Source organism: Legionella sp. MW5194, from assembly GCF_016864235.1.
Lineage (GTDB): Bacteria > Pseudomonadota > Gammaproteobacteria > Legionellales > Legionellaceae > Legionella_C.
Genome location: NZ_CP045732.1, coordinates 1,926,280 through 1,941,823, shown reverse-complemented (window position 1 = coordinate 1,941,823; position 15,544 = coordinate 1,926,280). Strand labels below are relative to the sequence as shown.

Below are 15,544 nucleotides of genomic sequence, written 5' to 3'. Positions count from 1 at the left end.
ATATTTAAACATATGCCCAAACCCTGATCAAAGATGTTATCCACTTCTGATGCAAAACACCTGGTTGGTAGTGACAGTACCTCCTTTCGTAACCTTTTGAGCTCACTGATTAAAAACCCGGAAGTTTCGAGTATTTTAATTGGCGAAATTCATGACTTTAGTCCGACGCTGGATGTTGTTTTATCTAATCTGGACAGCCTCGCCTCCTCGCCGCGACGCATCATTATTATCGCTGAAGATCTCAATCAAGCGGACAATTCTGCATTAAAAAGCGCATTAAAAAAGGCAATAAAGGGGGACATGGATCCGCTGAAAAAAATGTCTCTTTTTAAAGCAAAAACAATCCACACGTATGAATTAATCTTTGCTTTGTTTTCTGTCGGCGTTCTTATCCAGGGGGCGGAAAATAAAAAAACAAATCCGTTTAGCGACAGTGAAGAAGTGGATCTGGACATGCTTCGAAAAATGGAAGCCTATCAAAGAAGCACGGATCGTATTACCGTGACTAACAATGAGTTTGCCAAACTGATCAATAGCTTCTGCAGCGAGGAAACCTTGCCGATTTTTATCGGTGGAGCAGCCCATGTGGTGGCTTTAAGTTCAAAGGATGGCCTCTTTGATCCCGGATTACAAGGTAGAGTAAAAAACAGCGTCTCTGTTTACCTGACTGACTCAGGCTCCACGGTTTCAATCACGGAGTCATTTCCTTATAAGGCCGCCGATAGAGAGCTGACAGGGCAATACGATTACATGGTAATGACGAATAAGAAAACGCTGTATAAGGAAACCTTCAGCAGCATCGACAACTTCAACGAAAAAGTAGATTATTTGATCACTCTTATCGACAAACTGCTGCACTGCTACCTTCTTTTTCCCCGTAACGCCACCCTGTCCTTAGCCAACGACCTGGAACCTATCCTTGAAGCGTTTCAGGAAGACAGCGCCTGCCAGTGTGCTTTTAAAGCGTTGCGTACGATTTTTAAAGAGGTAACACAGGAAAAAGAAAAGCTACAGGAAAAGGACAAATTTTTGTTTTTTACCCGAACCAAATCCATTGCGTATTCTAAAAATCAATTAGCAGGCGCCATGCAGGAAGATTTGGCTGAGCTTATACCCCTTAACCCCACGAAAACTGTTTAGGGCCTTGAAGAAAATCATGCTGCCGATGTAGTGGAAGCCTCAAGTTGATTGATGCTTCCAGCGTGACGAATTGTCCCAAATCAGACGGATTGGCTGTTATTGGAACAGGCATTTTTCGGTGTCCCTTGTTTGTCTGTTTTGCGCCTGGTGGGTCTTTGTAAGAGACTCGAACAGTATCGTTTGCTTAAGCAGGCAATTATTAAGTCTTTATTAAGACAGTGTCATCACCATTGCCTGAAATCCTTTCCACCGGTATAGTCAGGCAAACGAATGAATGTGTAAACTGAATGACCTCCATTTGGATTGATGGCGATGCCTGCCCCAAAGTAATCAAGGAAATAATTTTTAAGGCTGTCAATCGCACCCGAGTAAACTGCATTCTGGTTGCTAATCAATTAATGAATCTGCCTTCCTCACCCTTTATTAAACGAATGGTGGTTGAACGAGGGTTTGACGTGGCTGACAAGGCCATTGAGGATGGCGTTTGCGCAGGTGACATTGTCATTACCTCGGATCTGCCCCTGGCGGAGGGGTGTCTGAATAAGCAGAGTCATGTGATAAGCCCCCGGGGTGAATTATTCAGTACAAACACCATCAGGCAAAAGCTGGCCATGCGTGACTTTAATGAAGTCATGCGCGGCAGCGGCATTCATGCCGAGGGCCCAAAGCCATTTACCCCAAAAGACATTCAACAATTTGCCAATCAGCTTGATCGGTTATTGGCGAAGGTGACAAGAGGGAACTGATTAAAAGGGTTATAGTGGTTATAAAATAAGACAATTCAGCAATCTATGTTTCCTGTTGACAGGTTTTATTATACTCTCTCTTTGGTTAATCTGGAGAATAGAATGGCGCAGGCTAAAATTGAAATCCCCATGGATGATATTCAATCCCTCTTTGATGAAGCGATTTTGTCGATTGCTGAGGTCAGTAAGGCCATTTTGAAGGACTTGCAGGGCTTGCACTATGTTCAATCCGAGCTGATTCTGAAATACACCAGCCTCCTTAATGAGATGTCCATTACTTCTAGAGCGGCCAACAGTAAAGGATTTGACTTTTCTGTTAATCAGATGATGGAACAAGATCCGAAGATGATTCAATTTTGGAGCGATCACAACCAACGGACCAAGCAATTAAGCAATTGCAATCGATTTTTAGAAACATTGAAGGTTGAGTGTGGCCAATTTCAAAGTACTTCGTTAGAGGAGCGATTCGAAGCCTCGAAACACCTGCTGCCCAAATTAACTTTTTTAAAGACCAGGGGTTCCAGGGATGACTTTAACAAGCCTCTGGATTTTAAGACTCTAAACTGTAATCCATAAAAAATAAGTCCCTTGCGCTGCGAAGCGCAGGGGGCTGGTAACAAAAGGGTTGTCGCAGCAGCATTAATCTCTGGTTATGGTAAGGATTAATATCACAGCGTTTTTTGTCTAAGATGCGGCGCCTCGGTGAGGTACTCGTTGTATTTCTGTTGTGTCTGCTCATGGAATTTATCGGAAATTGCGATTTGCAGGCGCTCCAGATCTCTCGGTTTTGTAATCAAGCGCGTGAATTCGACTTTTTCATTGCAGAGATGATCCACCAATTGGTCTTTCTGGGCCGGTGAGGCAAATTTCATGGTCCATAGGAATGTGGTGAGATTGGTGATACATCGCTGAAATGCACCCGGGGTATCAAGCATTTTTTTAATGATTTTTTCACGGCATTCCCTGTCATCCAGCTCAAACAGGGTATCAAATTCGTCCTTAGTAAGTGTTTTTTCACTGGAAGAGGAAAAGAATCCAAATTCGTCCAGTTGTTCACTTTTAAGAGAGACTTCCTCTGCCATCTTGGGCGTCGGGGAGAGAGCAGGTTGCTTAAAGAGGGTGTCTATCCGCGTGATCTTGTCTCTCTGTTTAATCATTAAACTGTTAGTTGCTGGAGCAAAGCAGACATGGTATTGGTATTTTTCTTCATCGCTTGAAGAAACAATGAAGGGCATCTCTATTTCTGTTGGGACTTGATTCAGTGTTATTTGCTGGGTTGGAAGACGCTTTCTCAGTTGTTTCTCTCTAAAATTTCCACGCGCATCAATCACATAAATGTCCAATTGTGCATCACTATCCACACCAATTGCGTTGTTGTTGTAATGTGGCTGTAAATCAATGTACGCCTTTTTCACCGGTACATTCCCTAAAGGTTCTCTACCCTGAAGAGAGCCGGGTGAAACGTGGAGCATCCAAAAGCGGCTTGTTTTTGCTTCATGAATGAGGACAGTGTGGCAGTTGGTAATATTGAGTGAAAGCAGCTTTGGAGTCTCCGTTTCAAGTGACACCTTTTCGTAATCCCATGTTTTTTCACTCATTGCGGTAGATACTGGAGGTTGAAGAGCATAATAAAAACGATCCCCCTGATGATATTGAATACTGTGATTTGTTCTGACAGGGATACAATCAAAACGGATATTATAAGCCTCAATGAATTGATCCAGAGGTAACTCCACAAAATGGGTATTAAATAAAGCAAAATCAGATAACTGCCGCTCGCCCTCATCAGCCGATTCTGCAGTCACCTGGGTAACAGGAAAGTTAAATTGCTGTACGTGTTGTAATTGCAATAAGAAAGAAGGTGATAATTTTTCTCGGCCAATCATCAGTAAATAGTCTGCAATAAAAGAAAGTTGCTTAATGGCCTTGTCCTTATCCATCTTTTTTAGAGTATTTATAATCCGCGGGAGGTTGTCTAACCACTCCTGATCCTGCGTTATTTCTGCGCAATAATGAGCCAGCTCATCGATGCCTTGTTCCTGCCATTAATGCATCCAGGAGAGCTTGGCTGCTTGCACTAAAGCAGTAACTGCTTTTTTAATTTCGACAACATCGTTGCTGTTCAATGCAGGGAAAAAACGGGGAAGCTGAATGAGAGGGTACCGCGTTAGGATGGCGTGTAACTGGCTAAAGCGCGGTTTACTTTCTTTTAACAAGGTGCTCAGTTCTTTTGCCAGTGAGTTGACGAATGTGATATTGTGTTGACTTAATAATTCTGCAAGTTTTTTAATTTCTTCTTTCATAAATGGCCTAATTTATACCCAGATGGCAATTATAAACTTTATTGATTATTTTGTAATCAAGAAGATCATTTATTGTCTATTTATGGAAAATGATGAATACAAGGTGAGTCTGCATGGTGCAAGAAATTGTATTAAAATTGATCATGTGGTGCAAAAGATTTTCGCCGCCGGACTTGGTTACCGGAACAATGACTAAGGCATTTTGCCAGCGAGCTCTAGGAATAAAGACAATATTATGGAATAATTATTAACCAACTTCCGTAATAATTGTCTAGTTTTATGAAAATAAAAGCATTTTTATTCATATTTTCCTTTCTTTCACCGGTTGCTTTATTTGCCAACTCCGCTACCTGCACTTTACCCAGTGGGATCAATGTCAATACCGCTAAACGGGTTTTGAGCATTTGTAAACAGGGCAATGTGATTAAAACGTTTAAAATAGCGATTGGTTACAAGGGTGTCGGTAAAAAACAAGCCGGTGACAATAAAACCCCAATTGGTTTATATGGGCTGGCGTACCCTCGCAAATCGAGCCAGTTTAAAGTCTTCATTCCAATACTTTACCCCACTTCAAAACAGGCCGCCGCCGGATACACTGGCCGGGATGTGGGAATTCATGGCCCGACCCAATCGGCTGGTTTGTTTAGCTGGTTAGGAAACTTGCCGGGTTCCACACGGGGATGCATCGCCGTGGGTAAAAACAATTACATTGACTATGTGGCGAACTGGGTAAAAGCCAACCCAGGGACGAAAATTTTAATCACGTAAGTGCCGCTCGGGGCGTTGCGCGCCCGCCTCACGCGGTCGGGCAACGCGATTTATCGCAAGGATAAGTTCCCGTTGATGTTTCCGTCTCGTCATGATCCCAGCTTTTCTTGTTTTTTTTTGGTTTTTTCAGTATTTATCAAACCTGTAGAAAACAACCGCGGCAATCAGGGAAAATTTTAGGACCTAAAAGTTATCTATTTAACAAATGGGGCATGAATCAGGCAAACGTTTCTTTTTTAACCCCTGTTTGCGTCGGAATGCTCTTTTCACTTTCGTTTGATACATTAACCGTTACAACCGCATTCTCTCTCAATGGCTATGCAATAGGGGGAGCCATACTGGCCATCCTTCTTGCGGTGATTTTTATGATAGGCATGATGATTACCGACGGGTTAAACGGGTTTTTTATTGCCAAAATTCTTGATCGCACTGACAAACGTTCGCGTTATTTGGCCCGTGCGCTGGATTTGGGCATCGGGGTATTCAGTCTGTTGTTGGGCGGTTCCTACCTGGTGTCGTATTTTTACCCAGTAAACTAAATTGGACGAAAGGATTATAGGATGGGAGAGACTAAGGCGGTGAGTTACGCTGGTTTGCTTGAAACGGAAATTAAAATGACCGCTCTTCATCGTATTCTTACTCCGCTGATTGAGGACGATTTAATTGTCGCCTTTTCTGGGGGGGTGGACAGCAGTTTTTTACTTTGGGCTGCTGTTGAGGCGCTAAAATCATCCGAGACGTTAAGGACAACAGGGCGTGTGCTCGCGTTATTGGCAGTCAGCCCCAGCATTCCTGCCTGGGAGATTGATGAAGCAAAACAGTTTGCTAAGACCATTGAGGCGGAGCTTTGTCTGATCGACAGCCAGGAGTTGGCGGAGGAAGCTTACGCTAAAAATGACAATAAACGTTGTTATTATTGCAAATCAGAGTTATTTGCTCTCGCGAAACGGGTGGCCAGGGAGAGAGGTTATCGCTCCATCGCTTATGGCTATAATGCCTCTGACCGGCGAGACATTCGTTTGGGCCATGTGGCTGCTCAGGAAAATAACATCTATTCACCCTTGGATGCTGCGGGTCTTGAAAAGGCGGAAATCAGAGGGTTTTTAAAGCAATTGGGGTTTCATTTATCGGAAAAACCGGCAAGTCCTTGTCTTGCGTCCCGCCTCATGACGGGCGTACGCGTAACAGAGGAAAAATTAAATCACGTGCAGACGATGGAACATCTCCTGCGGCAGGAAGGATTTCGCGTCTATCGGGTGAGAGTGCATGAAGAAAAGGGCGGGGATAACACATCCGGCTACCGTTATTTTCGCATTGAAGTTGCACCGGATGAAATGCCTCGTCTCCTTGAACTACGTCAGTCACTGGTTCATACGGCACGGCAGCTGGGGTATCGATGGGTCAATCTGGATTTGGCAGGTTATCAATTGGGAGGCGGGACAGTCTTATCATGAATGAATGCGAATTGGAATTAATGCTGACTGATTTGATTGCAGGGGAAATTAATATCAGTCAAACCATCAATCAGCTTAAAAATACCGTGCTGCGTCAAACAAAACTGGATTATGCCGAACCGGATCATCACCGCCAATTAAGGCATGGGTTAAATGAGGTCATTTACGGTCAGGGTAAATCATCAGAGCAAATCATTGAAATTGCCAAACACCTTTCCCTGCATAAATCCTGCGTTTTAATTACCCGACTCGATTCAGATAAAATCAAAGACTTGGCCCGCGCTTTTCCGGAAGGCCGTATTAACGAACAGGCAGGAACATTTACCGTTTATCCTCCTGCGATTGCTCCTTTGGATTTGGAGAAGCAATTCGTTGCCATTGTTGCGGCAGGCACTAGTGACCTGCACATTGCGGAAGAGGCGAAAGAAGTGTGTATTGCCATGAACATTGCCACGGCCTGTCTCTACGATGTGGGTGTCTGTGGCTTACAGCGTGTTCTTTCCACACTGGATACCCTGCAACGAGCCAGTGTTGTCATCGTGGTGGCGGGGATGGAGGGGGCTTTACCCAGTGTCGTCGGCGGATTAGTCGGGATGCCGGTCATTGCCGTACCCACGAGCGTAGGTTACGGGGCAAGTTTTAATGGGGTTTCGGCCTTGCTGGGCATGCTCAATAGTTGTGCGCCCGGCCTGGTGGTCACCAATATTGACGCCGGATTTGCCGCGGGTTTTGCTGCTGCCCGCATTATCAATGGAATGAATAAACGTGAAAATACTGTATCTTGAAAGCATTGCCGGAATTGCGGGCGACATGTTCGCAGCCAGCTTTGTGCATGCCGGACTCGTTTCTGTCGACGAATTACAGGCTCTGAGTGAGCAATTGGGCATTCCGGGCGTTAAAATTCAGGTGTCGAAAGTAATTCGTGCGACCATTGAAGCGACCCACCTCAATGTTCTTTTTGATGAGGTAGAATGGGTAAAACGGTTTTCTACCTCACACCATCCCCATCACGACGAGTCGCTGCATTTTCATGTGCCATTTCGCGCGCTGGAGCAGATTATCAACCACTCCACGCTCTCTGAAGCCATTAAAAATCTGGCATGCCGTATTTTAGATACGCTGGCTGTGGCAGAGGCCCACTGTCACGGCATCAGTAAAGAGGAGGTGGCTTTCCATGAATTGGGCATGGTGGATTCGCTCATGGATATTGTCATGGCCGCTTATTGCATTATCAAAGTGGATCCTGCCCGGGTGGTCGCTTCCCCCGTTAAATTAGGCCGGGGAATCATTACTACAGCCCATGGGACTCAGCCCGTGCCGCCGCCGGTTTCCGCTGCCCTTGCGGTCGATATGCCGATCGCTGCCATTCCTGCCGTCATTACCAGGGATAATATTGAATTAAGCACGCCAACAGGATTGGCTATTATTAAGACAATATGTTCGACCTTTTCAAAGGATTGGCCTGAAGGGGCGCTATTGGCGAATGGATGCGGTGCTGGCACGATGAATTTGGAAGGGTATCCTAATTTATTTCGAATCAGTGTCATTGACTCAACCACTCAAAGCCAGACGCTGCCTTTTGAATACGATACAGTCATTGAGGTTTCAGCCAATTACGACGATGCCACGCCAGAACAGTTAGCCTGGGCCACCAGGCATTTATTCCATTCAGGCGCCCTGGATGTCTGGCAAACCACCGCGGTTGGCAAGAAGGGACGGGTAATGATTGTCTTGTCTTTCCTTGCAGAAGAAACCGCATGGATTCAATGCGCAACCTTCTTGTTGATCAAAACATCAACATTTGGTCTAAGATATAAGCATGTGGATCGTCTGAAGCTAAAAAGGCATTTTGAAACCCGCGTAACCCCTGAGGGATCTTTCCAGGTGAAAGTTGGCTGCACCAGCGAGGGTATAAAAATTAAGGAAAAAGTGGAGTTTGACGATATACAGAAAGCCTGGGATAAAGACGTCAATGATTCATTATGATTCATACCAAGGGAAGGAGCCCTATGAATTTATCCAATTTTACTGAAAGCGATGTCGAGGCCGCTGTCAGCCAGGTCTTTACCCAAAAGCAGTCATTTCATTCTGTGGAGGACGCGTATCAACGGTTAACACAGACTTTGGTTGATTTGTGCAGGCATTCAGGTGAATCGGATCTGGTTTTGTCACGGGTTTATCATTCGTTTGACTATGCCTTATTGCCTGATTCCCTGCAAAACGTGGCAAGGGAGGTTTGGCAGGATAAAATTCAGGAAGAGAGTAAATTGCTGGTACTGATGGGAACGTATGGGCAGGAGCCGGCATGGCAGGATCGCCATACCTCGCAAGGCCATAAAGCCATTCTTCTGTCGCATGAAACACTGGAACATATCCCGATGGTGTCGCAATTACTGCAACAGATTGGGTTTGATGTCGGGGTTTTGTTGGGACAAAGTGAGCCCGGTGCCAGTTACGAGGGGATTGCTGGCACATTTGGTGTCTTTTATGTTTCGCCCGCGTTGGGTTCGCCTTATATTCCTGCTCAGGATTTTGTGACGAAGTACGGTGTTCAATCGGTTATTGGGACTGGCGTCATGTTGCCTCGGGGGGATATCAGTGCCTACATTGGTTTCAGCCGTGTTGTCATTGAAGATAAAACGGCTTCCAATATTGCTTCCCTGATGTCTTTATTCTGGCAAAACGCGTACTTAATTTTGGAAGAGCGCGGCATGTTCAGCTCAACTTAAGGAAGGGTTATGGTCATGGAGGAAATAACCTGGGTAGTCAGCAAATTACCAATGCCTTGCGTATTGCATAATAAAAACACTATCTTATACGATAATCCGGCATTCCTTGGCTTTTTAACTGGACAGGACGATCTGATTAACCTCGATTTTAACCAGTGGTTAATGAAAGCCATTAAATCAGAAAAAGACGCCCTGGTATTGATTAATACCCTGGATAATGGACAGGAAATCATTCTGGAAACCGAAGGGCGGGTTAAAGGGGCTTTGTTTCATTGGACGGTTGTCTCCATGCCTGTTTTGTCCGCGACGCCCTCATCACCTTGCCAGATAACCTGGCTGCAGGATTCATCCAGCTCCTACCTCAATAAATCCTATTGGGATCTGCATTTGCGCGTCAGCAAAGCCACCATGCAACTGATGAAGGAAATTAATGAGCGTAAGATAGCCGAGCAAAAAGCGGAAGCATTGAATACCGAATTGCTTAAGGCCCAACAAAATCTCATCGCAGCATCACATCAGGCGGGTATGGCCGAAGTCACGATTTCCGTTTTGCATAATATTGGCAATGTGCTCAACAGTGTCGGTGTTTCTGTGGAAATGATGGAAGAGAGCATGAATAGCCTGATGTATAAAAAAATTAGTCTGTTGATTGACATGCTTAAGTCACATGAATCCAATCTGCTTGATTTTTTTCAAAACGATGAACAGGGTAAACTGCTGCCCGATTACCTCAGGGTATTATTTGAAGAAATTAAATCCCATCAGGGCACGATTAAAGAAGAGCTTAATCGTTTGCGGGAACAATACAATCATATCAAAGACATTCTTAGCGCTCAAAATGAGGTTACCAGCCGTCAGCCCATCACTGAAAAAGTCATCCTGCCCAATCTTCTGGAATCCTCCATTCGCCTTGTGATGACTGAAGATTCGATGCTGCTTAACCGCATTACCCTAAACAAAGACTACCGGTACATTTCTTCCATAATCACAGATAGAACTCAGCTTATGCAATTGCTGACCAATTTATTGAAAAATGCCAAAGAATCCCTGATGGAGCTGAAAGACGGCGGTCCAAAAAACATAACGATTGTGATTGATAAACAGGCGGATTCTGAGCAGGTGATCCTTCGTATTATCGACACTGGAGGAGGGATATTGCCTGAAAACCTGCCTAAAATATTCAGTTTTGGCTTTACGACAAAGCAGAAGGGGCATGGCTTTGGATTGCACAATAGCGCATTGATTGCAAAACAGTTAGGCGGAACGTTGCAGGTTGAAAGTGAGGGAGCCGGCAAGGGAGCTGAATTTATTTTGACTCTCCCTATTGATAATGCAATAAAAACTGAAAGCTGAGATGATCATGACGACAGTGAACGATTTGAAAATTATCGTAATTGATGACAATAAAGCCATCCATCAAGACTTTATCAAGATATTATCGGTGAATGAAGCGGATGATTTATCCGGGGTAGAAAAAAAATTATTCGGTGATGTGGGTGCGCCGAAAAAAAATATATTGCCTTATTTTCAAATTGATACTGCTTCACAGGGTCAGGAAGGGGCCAAAATGGTGGAAGAAGCGTTTAAGGCAGGTAACCCCTATGCGTTGGCGTTTGTAGACATTCGTATGCCGCCGGGTTGGGATGGTGTTGAAACAGTCAAGCACATCTGGCACATAGACCCTGAAATACAGGTTGTTATTTGTACGGCTTATTCGGACTACTCCTGGGAAGAAACGGTAGACCAATTAGGACAGAAAGAAAATCTGCTTATCCTGAAAAAACCGTTTGATAACATTGCCGTTCGTCAATTGGCTTATGCATTAACTAAAAAATGGCAGCTGCTGCAGGAAAAACGCGACTACACCAAAATGCTGGAGGAACGCGTGGATGAGCGAACCAATTCCCTGCAGGAATTGCTTTCGGTAGCCAGAGGGACTCTTGAATCGTCGGCGGATGGCATTCTCGTATTAAACAATGAAAATCAAGTGGTTAATTACAATAATAAACTTCTGGAAATGTGCGACATCCCTCAGTCCCTGATTGAAGCCCGCCAGGGCGATCTGGTTATAGCCCATATTGCCCGCCAGGCGCAAGACTCCAGTGCTTTTTTAGACATGGTGTCTGATCTGTCCGAAAAAGCCGATAGAATCAAAATAGAGAAATTTAATTTTGCGCATGATCATATTTTTGAATGCTACTCGCAACCTTATAAATTAAAAGATAAAACAGTTGGGCGTGTCTGGAGTTTTCGTGACATTACCCAGCGCATTGTTCTTGAAAAAAAGCTGGAATACCAGGCGACCCATGATTCACTGACCGGTTTACCGAATCGTGTATTGATGTTGGACAGGCTTCAGCATGCGCTGGAATATGCCAAACGTCATCAATCGCTGTTTGCCATTCTGTTTTTTGATTTGAATCGCTTTAAGCTGATTAATGACAGTTTAGGGCATGCAGCAGGGGATGAATTACTCAAATGTGTCGCTAAACGATTGGAGTTTATGTTAAGAAAAACCGATACTTTATCGCGAATTGGCGGCGATGAGTTCATTGTGATTGTGAGTAATCTTAAGCAGGAACTGGATGCAGGAACGGTTGCCAATCATTTATTAGACGCGTTTAAGGATAATTTTGATATTTTAGGTCAATCCTTATCAGTCAGTTCCAGTATAGGTATCAGTGTCTATCCTCGCGACGGCACCACCATTGGTGAATTACTGCGTAATGCCGATGCGGCCATGTACAAAGCAAAAAACCAGGGAATGAATCAGTTTCAATTTTATACGGCTGAATTGGGCAAACAGATTGCGGCCCGTCTCGAATTGGAAAATGATTTGCACAATGCCCTTACCAATAACGAATTCATTCTCCATTACCAGCCTCAATATGATGTGATTTCCAAGAAAATATCAGCGATTGAGGCCCTTATTCGCTGGAATCATCCTCAAAAAGGCCTCTTGCTGCCTATTCATTTTATACCCGCAGCGGAGGAAATTGGCTTAAGTGTAGCGATTGGCGATTGGGTGCTTAAAAAGGCTTGTGAACAAAACAAGCAATGGCAGGAGGCGGGCTTTCCTCCCCTGCGCATTGCGGTCAATATCAGTTCAAAACAGCTTATCCAGCCTGATTTTGCCCAAAAAATAAAAAACATCCTTGAACTAACTCAATTAGAACCCCGCTATCTCGAGCTGGAGCTGACAGAAAACGTAATTATAAATACGGTTGAAACGTCGATAAAGCCCATTACGGAATTAAATGCTCTTGGGGTACATATTACATTGGATGATTTCGGGACAGGGAATTCCAGCATCAATTACCTGAAAAAAATGCCGCTCTCAAGATTAAAAATCGACCAATCCTTTGTCAGTAACATTAACTTGAATTCCAGCGATGAGGTGATTATTCAATCCATCATTTCGTTGGCCAAGAAACTCAATTTGGAAATCATTGCGGAAGGGGTGGAAACTAAAAAACAATTGGAATTTTTAAAATCATGCCATTGTGAAGAAGTGCAGGGATTTTATTTCAGTAGTCCAGTGGACTCTGCTGAATTGGAACATTTATTAAAATCAAGCCCGCAATAAATAAAGGTCACCTGACTAAAGACGACCAGGCGGTTATAAATTTTCCATCCAGAATGTTGACTATTAAAAAATGAGCTAAATTTATACTAAACCGCAATAAAAGGATGTTACTAAAATCATTTTCGCCGTTTAAGTAAGGAAGCCTGACATGGAGCAAAATAGGCTCTTGGTGGTTGATGATAATGAGGCAATACACAAGGATTTTCAAAAAATTCTTGGTATAAATCAAAAAAACGATGGTCCGCTTAACGCGTATAATCGCCTGTTTGATCAGCTGGAAAAGGAAAACGCGATCGCGGCACCGCTGTTTCACATGGATTCCGCCTATCAGGGAGAACAAGCTCTGGAGCTGGTCACTCAGGCTTATTCCAGCGAAAATCCCTATGCACTTGCTTTTGTTGATATTCGTATGCCGCCGGGATGGGATGGAATTTATACCATTAAAAAATTATGGGAAGTCGATCCTTACCTTCAGGTCGTGATTTGTACAGCTTATTCTGATTATTCCTTTGATGAAATTTATCAGCAGTTACAGGGCTCGGATAATTTCATTATTCTAAAAAAACCGTTTGATATCATTGAAATAAGGCAACTGGCCTCGACGATGACTAAAAAATGGTCTCTTGCAAAACAGGCGCGCGAATACATTGCGCTCAGTGAAGAAAAGCTCGCTCAAAACTATGAGGAATTAAAAGGGTTATATAACGAACTGCAATCCACTCAATCCCAACTGGTTCAACATTCAAAACTGGTCGCCATCGGCCAGCTTGCAGCCGGTATTGCTCATGAGATTAATAATCCCATTGCCTATGTCGCCAGCAATACCAAAACCTTAAGTGATTACACGGAAGTGATTAAGCTGGTCTTGAAGAACATGGAGCACCAGTTGAATCAGACGCAGGCGGCTAGCGAATTAAAAAATTACTGGCAACAGCTGACTAAGGAGAAAAATCTTTCTTTTATCCTCGAGGATATTGCTGACCTTATTAAGGAAAGCGGTGAGGGCCTGCGTCGGGTCAGTGAAATTGTCAATGACTTAAAATTCTTTTCGCACACCGATGAAGGGGAGATGCAGAAAGTCAATATCAATGAATGCATTGATGTAACCCTCAAAATGATCTGGAATGAATTAAAATACAAATGCACGGTAAAAAAAGAATATGGCGACCTCCCGGACATTACCTGTAACCCTCGCCAACTGAATCAGGTTTTTATGAATCTATTGGTCAATGCTGGACAGGCCATTGTTGAGCAGGGAGAAATTACGATCACCACGGGTGTGGAAGGCAATCAGGTGTTTATTGCCATTAAAGACACGGGTTCAGGTATTTCTCCAGAAAACATGGAAAAACTGTTTGATCCTTTCTTTACTACCAAGCCGGTAGGGACAGGCACGGGCCTGGGCCTTTCTATTTCATACAACATCCTACAAAAGCATGAGGGGCAAATTAAAGTCGTCAGTAAAGAGGGCGAGGGGACCACATTCACTGTTTATATTCCTTTGAAGGAATAACGGTAAGGAGAGTAGGGATGCTCGAGATAGCGCATGACTCAAAAGGGACATTGTTACTGGTTGACGATGAAATCAATATCCTAAATTCACTTAAACGCATTTTTGTTCCTTTAAATTACAAAGTCCTTTCTGCGACAACGGGGCAGGAAGCCCTGGAATTGCTTGAAAACGACGAGGTCGACATCATTATCTCAGACATGCGCATGCCTGAAATGGATGGCGCCACCTTTCTTAAAAGAGCAGCGGAAAAATGGCCCGAAATTAACCGCCTTTTACTGACAGGCTATGCCGATATTAACTCCGCCATTGCAGCCATTAATAAAGGTCAAATCGATTACTACCTCCATAAACCATGGCAACCCCATGAATTGGAACATATCATTCAAAACCTCATGGAGCAGCGGAAGCTTAAAGAAAGCAATAAATTATTGCAAATGGAACTGGCAGAACGTAATAAGGAATTATTATTTCTAAACAATAACCTTGAAGACCTTGTCGCTGAGCGCACGCTAAAATTGGAGAAAGCCTACAAAGCCATTAACCATAGCTATGCATCTGTCATTGAGATTTTATCGTCCATCAGCGAACAGCCCAAAAGTCTTTATAAAGGGTATACCCATCGAGTCGCTCAGTTGGCTCAATTGTTTGCCGAACAATTGGGATTGAACGCTCAGGAAATCCAGGCGATACATACTGCCGGCTTGTTGCATATTATTGGCAAAATTGGCATGCCTGAATCGATTGTCACCAAGCCGTACCAAACCTTGTCCGCCAGAGAAAAAGAAGAATATGAAAAATACCCGCTTCTCGGCAGTGCCATGCTGCTTGGGTTTCCCGCTCTGGAAAAAGTGGCCCATTTAATTTCGACGCATCGGGAATTATGCAATGGTCTGGGGTATCCGCATCAGTTTAAAATCAATGATATCCCACTGGAGTCGCGTATTCTCTCCATTGTAGTGGATTACAACGAGTTGCAATCGGGTTTATTGTTTCCAAAAAAATTGTCGGCATCTGAGGCATTGCGAGTCATAAGAAACAATGAAAGCCAACGCTATGACAATCACCTTGCGCAATTATTTGTCAATATTATCAAAGGCATGCCTGCCGATTTGCCTCTCAGTGAGCAGTTAATTCCGGCGAGTTCATTAAAGCCCGGTATGGTACTCTCACGCGATTTAATTACAGAGAGCGGTTTAAAACTCTTATCCAGAGGGTATGTGCTCACGCAACTCACCATTTTGACTATACGGCAAATTGGTAATATCAACGTGTATGTTGTAGAGACTAATAAACCCCTTCAGTAGG

General features: G+C 43.9%; 15 protein-coding genes. 13 read left to right on the top strand and 2 right to left on the bottom strand.

Features of this window, described 5'->3' with window-relative positions:
• The first annotated feature begins 33 nt into the window (after positions 1-33).
• The 3 genes from GH742_RS09110 to GH742_RS09100 all read left to right on the top strand — a co-directional run bounded on the left by GH742_RS09110 (position 34) and on the right by GH742_RS09100 (position 2,462).
• Positions 34-1,140, top strand: a complete 1,107-nt coding sequence (locus tag GH742_RS09110) for a hypothetical protein (RefSeq protein ID WP_239005193.1) — start codon at positions 34-36, stop codon at positions 1,138-1,140.
• A 287-nt stretch (positions 1,141-1,427) separates the two neighbouring features.
• On the top strand, positions 1,428-1,886 hold the full coding sequence (locus GH742_RS09105; RefSeq protein ID WP_203454627.1) for a YaiI/YqxD family protein: 459 nt from the start codon (positions 1,428-1,430) through the stop codon (positions 1,884-1,886).
• Positions 1,887-2,015: 129 nt separating this feature from the next.
• Positions 2,016-2,462: a hypothetical protein gene (locus GH742_RS09100; protein ID WP_203454626.1), complete on the top strand. Its 447-nt coding sequence runs from the start codon at positions 2,016-2,018 to the stop codon at positions 2,460-2,462.
• A gap of 92 nt (positions 2,463-2,554) precedes the next feature.
• Here GH742_RS09100 and GH742_RS09095 read toward each other — a convergent pair whose 3' ends face one another.
• The gene (locus GH742_RS09095) at positions 2,555-3,826 is read right to left on the bottom strand and encodes a hypothetical protein (RefSeq protein WP_203454625.1); all 1,272 of its coding nucleotides are present in this window, start codon (positions 3,824-3,826) and stop codon (positions 2,555-2,557) included.
• Between the two features lie 105 nt (positions 3,827-3,931).
• Positions 3,932-4,189, bottom strand: a complete 258-nt coding sequence (locus GH742_RS09090) for a hypothetical protein (protein ID WP_203454624.1) — start codon at positions 4,187-4,189, stop codon at positions 3,932-3,934.
• 279 nt (positions 4,190-4,468) lie between these two features.
• On the opposite strand from GH742_RS09090, the gene GH742_RS09085 reads away from it, so the two are divergent.
• From GH742_RS09085 to GH742_RS09040, 10 genes are all read left to right on the top strand, one after another.
• The gene (locus tag GH742_RS09085; RefSeq protein ID WP_203454623.1) at positions 4,469-4,957 is read left to right on the top strand and encodes a murein L,D-transpeptidase family protein; all 489 of its coding nucleotides are present in this window, start codon (positions 4,469-4,471) and stop codon (positions 4,955-4,957) included.
• A gap of 212 nt (positions 4,958-5,169) precedes the next feature.
• On the top strand, positions 5,170-5,496 hold the full coding sequence (locus tag GH742_RS09080) for a hypothetical protein (protein ID WP_203454622.1): 327 nt from the start codon (positions 5,170-5,172) through the stop codon (positions 5,494-5,496).
• Between the two features lie 21 nt (positions 5,497-5,517).
• Entirely contained in the window at positions 5,518-6,411 is an 894-nt protein-coding gene (gene larE, locus GH742_RS09075; protein ID WP_203454621.1) for an ATP-dependent sacrificial sulfur transferase LarE, read from the top strand.
• Complete coding sequence (larB, locus tag GH742_RS09070) at positions 6,408-7,196, top strand: nickel pincer cofactor biosynthesis protein LarB (RefSeq protein ID WP_203454618.1); 789 nt, start codon at positions 6,408-6,410, stop codon at positions 7,194-7,196. The genes larE and larB overlap by 4 nt, the downstream gene beginning before the upstream one ends.
• Positions 7,177-8,397: a LarC family nickel insertion protein gene (locus GH742_RS09065; RefSeq protein WP_203454613.1), complete on the top strand. Its 1,221-nt coding sequence runs from the start codon at positions 7,177-7,179 to the stop codon at positions 8,395-8,397. The genes larB and GH742_RS09065 overlap by 20 nt, the downstream gene beginning before the upstream one ends.
• A gap of 23 nt (positions 8,398-8,420) precedes the next feature.
• Positions 8,421-9,140, top strand: a complete 720-nt coding sequence (locus GH742_RS09060) for a hypothetical protein (protein ID WP_203454611.1) — start codon at positions 8,421-8,423, stop codon at positions 9,138-9,140.
• A 9-nt stretch (positions 9,141-9,149) separates the two neighbouring features.
• Positions 9,150-10,493, top strand: coding sequence for a sensor histidine kinase (locus tag GH742_RS09055; protein ID WP_203454609.1), 1,344 nt, complete (start codon positions 9,150-9,152; stop codon positions 10,491-10,493).
• 7 nt (positions 10,494-10,500) lie between these two features.
• On the top strand, positions 10,501-12,726 hold the full coding sequence (locus GH742_RS09050; protein ID WP_203454607.1) for an EAL domain-containing protein: 2,226 nt from the start codon (positions 10,501-10,503) through the stop codon (positions 12,724-12,726).
• 148 nt (positions 12,727-12,874) lie between these two features.
• Complete coding sequence (locus GH742_RS09045) at positions 12,875-14,239, top strand: ATP-binding protein (RefSeq protein WP_203454605.1); 1,365 nt, start codon at positions 12,875-12,877, stop codon at positions 14,237-14,239.
• 17 nt (positions 14,240-14,256) lie between these two features.
• On the top strand, positions 14,257-15,543 hold the full coding sequence (locus GH742_RS09040) for an HD domain-containing phosphohydrolase (protein ID WP_203454603.1): 1,287 nt from the start codon (positions 14,257-14,259) through the stop codon (positions 15,541-15,543).
• The last annotated feature ends 1 nt before the right edge of the window (position 15,544 follow it).

Excerpts from the sequence above, each read along its gene's own strand:
- GH742_RS09060 (WP_203454611.1), top strand. The coding sequence starts at position 8,421 with ATGAATTTATCCAATTTTACTGAAAGCGATGTCGAGGCCGCTGTCAGC.
- GH742_RS09095 (WP_203454625.1), bottom strand. The coding sequence starts at position 3,826 with ATGGATAAGGACAAGGCCATTAAGCAACTTTCTTTTATTGCAGACTAT.
- larE (WP_203454621.1), top strand. The coding sequence starts at position 5,518 with ATGGGAGAGACTAAGGCGGTGAGTTACGCTGGTTTGCTTGAAACGGAA.
- GH742_RS09100 (WP_203454626.1), top strand. The coding sequence starts at position 2,016 with ATGGATGATATTCAATCCCTCTTTGATGAAGCGATTTTGTCGATTGCT.
- GH742_RS09090 (WP_203454624.1), bottom strand. The coding sequence starts at position 4,189 with ATGAAAGAAGAAATTAAAAAACTTGCAGAATTATTAAGTCAACACAAT.
- GH742_RS09105 (WP_203454627.1), top strand. The coding sequence starts at position 1,428 with ATGACCTCCATTTGGATTGATGGCGATGCCTGCCCCAAAGTAATCAAG.
- GH742_RS09055 (WP_203454609.1), top strand. The coding sequence starts at position 9,150 with ATGGTCATGGAGGAAATAACCTGGGTAGTCAGCAAATTACCAATGCCT.
- GH742_RS09110 (WP_239005193.1), top strand. The coding sequence starts at position 34 with ATGTTATCCACTTCTGATGCAAAACACCTGGTTGGTAGTGACAGTACC.
- GH742_RS09040 (WP_203454603.1), top strand. The coding sequence starts at position 14,257 with ATGCTCGAGATAGCGCATGACTCAAAAGGGACATTGTTACTGGTTGAC.
- larB (WP_203454618.1), top strand. The coding sequence starts at position 6,408 with ATGAATGAATGCGAATTGGAATTAATGCTGACTGATTTGATTGCAGGG.
- GH742_RS09050 (WP_203454607.1), top strand. The coding sequence starts at position 10,501 with ATGACGACAGTGAACGATTTGAAAATTATCGTAATTGATGACAATAAA.
- GH742_RS09045 (WP_203454605.1), top strand. The coding sequence starts at position 12,875 with ATGGAGCAAAATAGGCTCTTGGTGGTTGATGATAATGAGGCAATACAC.
- GH742_RS09080 (WP_203454622.1), top strand. The coding sequence starts at position 5,170 with ATGAATCAGGCAAACGTTTCTTTTTTAACCCCTGTTTGCGTCGGAATG.
- GH742_RS09085 (WP_203454623.1), top strand. The coding sequence starts at position 4,469 with ATGAAAATAAAAGCATTTTTATTCATATTTTCCTTTCTTTCACCGGTT.